The organism is Pseudomonadota bacterium, assembly GCA_010028905.1.
GTDB lineage: Bacteria > Vulcanimicrobiota > Xenobia > RGZZ01 > RGZZ01 > RGZZ01.
Genome location: RGZZ01000561.1, coordinates 1 through 2,970 on the forward strand (window position 1 = coordinate 1; position 2,970 = coordinate 2,970).

The 2,970-nt window shown below is 67.8% G+C and carries 2 protein-coding genes; one reads left to right on the plus strand and one right to left on the minus strand.

Features of this window, described 5'->3' with window-relative positions; genetic code table 11:
• A partial coding sequence (locus EB084_22810) for a hypothetical protein (GenBank protein NDD31095.1) occupies positions 1-1,060 on the plus strand: 1,060 nt, incomplete at its 5' end.
• 26 nt (positions 1,061-1,086) lie between these two features.
• Here the strand turns inward: EB084_22810 and EB084_22815 are convergent.
• Positions 1,087-2,901 carry a hypothetical protein gene (locus EB084_22815; protein NDD31096.1) on the minus strand — a complete coding sequence of 605 codons (1,815 nt, stop codon included), beginning with the start codon at positions 2,899-2,901 and terminating at the stop codon, positions 1,087-1,089.
• Between the last annotated feature and the right edge of the window lie 69 nt (positions 2,902-2,970).

Below are 2,970 nucleotides of genomic sequence, written 5' to 3' on the forward strand. Positions count from 1 at the left end.
GCCACCCGCTCCCGCCGCCTCGCCGGCCGCGTCCCCGCAGCCAGGCGCCTCTGCCGCGCCCACCTCTCCCGCTGGCGCCGCGCAGGCAGGCGCGGCCCAGAAGATAAGACCCGCGGGGATCGATCTCGTCTCCACCGTGCGTGACATCCAGCGCGTGCTGGTCGACTGGTTCATCGCCCTCGAGCAGGGCAACCTGTCGCTCCTCGACGACACCATCACCCCTTCGTTCCGCGTCACCGCCGATCGCCTCTCGCTGGGGCTCGACCGTCGCAACTTCCTGATGTCTGAGAACCTCGAGACGCTCAACCTTCTCCAGGTGGAGTTCCGCGTCGACGTGAATCCACCGCGCATCGACCCTTCCGGCGATTCCGCCCAGGTCGACGTGCGCTGGGATCGCCGCGCGCGCTTCCGCACCTCGGGTCAGGAGTGGATCCTCACCTCGCAGAAGGCCACCTTCTTCCTGCGTCGCGAGCGCGACAGCGGCGGGGCCACGCCCCGCTTCCGCATCGCCAACGTGCAGGGCGACGACTTCGTGCGCACCAACTACACGGGCGTGACCCTGGTCGACCAGGGCACCATCGACGGACGCCCCGTCAACTTCGCCCAGGGCGTGCTCAGCGGCGTGCTGGGCGCGGGGAACAACCAGCTGGTCGGGTTTCCCGGGATTGTGGCAGGCCAGCGCCCGCTGCCTCCCCGACCCGGACCGAACCCGGGCCCTAATCCGCCAACCCCCATCGTGCGCGCGCCCGACCTGATCCCCGGAGGGCTGCAGACCCAGGTCATCCCACGCCTGGTCCGCGTATCTGACGTCATGCTCTTCCTCACCGTGGCCAACGTGGGAACAGGCCCGTCAGGAGCCACCAAGGTGAGCGCTGTTCTCGACGGCCGCGTCACGCAGAGCACTCCCCTGGGCGCGCTGGCCTCCGGCGCCACGCAGAGCCCGACGATCATGTTCACCAACGTGGCGCCGGGGCGCCATCGCATCGTGGTTCAGGTGGTGGCGGTGCCCGGCGAGTCGAGCACGGTGAACAACACCGCGTCCATCGACTTCTCGTTCTGATCTCGCTGCGGAGAGCCCCCCTGCCCTCAGAAGCGGGTCTGGCCCTGCAAGATGAACTGGTTGTTCCCGTAGCCGTAGCCCGGAAGCGAATCGGCGTAGCTGCGATCGTTCCACTCGAGACTGATCTGCGTGTCCGGCGCGTGCTGCGGGCGGTACGAGACCTCTGCCCGGCGCGTCACCTGCAAGGTGCTGCGCCAGCCGATGCTGGCCTCCGGTCGGATGCTCTGGTTGACGGTCTGGGCAAACCCGAGGCGCCACTCGTTTCCAAGCTCGGCGGTGAGGCCGTACACCATGTTGTCGGTTGGCGAGTTGAGGCTCGTACTGGGGTCATAGCTCTTGGTGAAGGTGGCCCCGATAGACGGGGTGACGGCCACCCTGCTGTCGCGCTTGCCGATGGGGATGCGATAGGAGACCTGGGCGGTGTGGGTGGCGTCGTCGCGATTGAGCGTTGGAACGAGGCGGTCGACCAGGTTCTGATCTTGATACGAATAGGTGACCGCCGCGGGTCCGAAGCTGTATCCGGACGACGCCAGCCACTGGCGCGTGAGGCGATTCGTCGTGGCAGGGTCGACCGCGTCGAACGTGTTGAAGCCTACGTTGAAGAAGAGGGGCTGCAGCGCCATGTCCTTGCTGCTGGCAAAGGGGCGCAGGGTGAGCCCGACGCGCTGGTTCATCGACTTGAACGTGGTGAGCAGCTGACGGCTGACGTTGTTGTGGTTGTTCTGCAGCGACAGATCAACGCGCACCTCTTGGCCGAAGGCGTAGCCCAGGTAGGCGTCGGTGCGATAGAGATCGGCGGAGGCCGAGCCGGTGAGGCTGGTGAACGAGGGGCTGTAGCGCTCGATGGTGGCGCCCGCGTTCCAGGGCCCGGCGGACTGGCGCAGCGACAGGCGCCCTCCGCTGCCGGTGACGAGGGTGGGTCCGGTGTATGACCCCGAGGTGGACACGATAGAGGTCGCGTACTCGCCGTCGAGGGCGAGACCGCCGCGGAACGCGATCTGCGTGTCGATGGAGTACAGGCTGCTGGCGGTGAACGGCACGCCATCGTACATGGAGATGCTCGACTGGTCGTCGTGGGTGAGAACGGCGTTCAGCCCTGCCGTGGCGTGCTCGACGGGATTCGTCGGCCCCGGGCGGAACTCGCGCTCGAGGCGCAGCCCATACACGAACTTGCGATAGCTCACGCCGTTCTGCCCATTGTTCATGCGGGCCGCGACGCCCTTGACCCCCCACACGCCCGTGGCGTCAGGGAAGAAGAAGCGCCCCTGCAGGCCGTCGACCTGGCGGCTGAACGACAAGGTCGAGAACTGCACCGGCAGGTTGCCCGCGCGCAGATCGAAGCGGTCGCGCTGGCCGTACTCGATGAAGAAGCCCGGCACCTTCACGTGTCCCCCGCCGCCGTACAGCATGGGGTCGTCGGTGTAGCGCGTGAAGACCTGGCCCGTGGCGTAGTGGTTGTTCTGCCCGCTGAGCTGCAGATCGACGGTCACGTCCTGACGGTTCAGAAGACCGTTGGCCTGGAACGATCGCGCGCCATCGCCCCACACATTGGTGGTGGTGAAGTACGGGTGGAGGTTCACCGTGACCGCCTTCGGCCCCGCAGGCTGGCCCGGCGTCGTGGCCTGCTGCGCGGGGACAGCAGTGGGCGACTCCCCCTGGGATGAGGTGGGCGACGCAGACGGTGTGGCCGCCGGCGGCGCAGGCGCGCCCCCCGCTTCCCGCACGGGCGAGATGGCGGCACCCTCGGAGAAGATGATGTCGAGCGCAGGGCTGGGACGGGCCGCCAGCAGCCACGACAGCGTCAGCGCCGCCGCGGCGCGCTTCCAAGGACGTCTGGACACGATGGTCTCCCTCTCTGCCAGGTCGGCGCCGTTGAAATGTTGCCGTGAAGCCCGCGTGGTGCTGGTGTG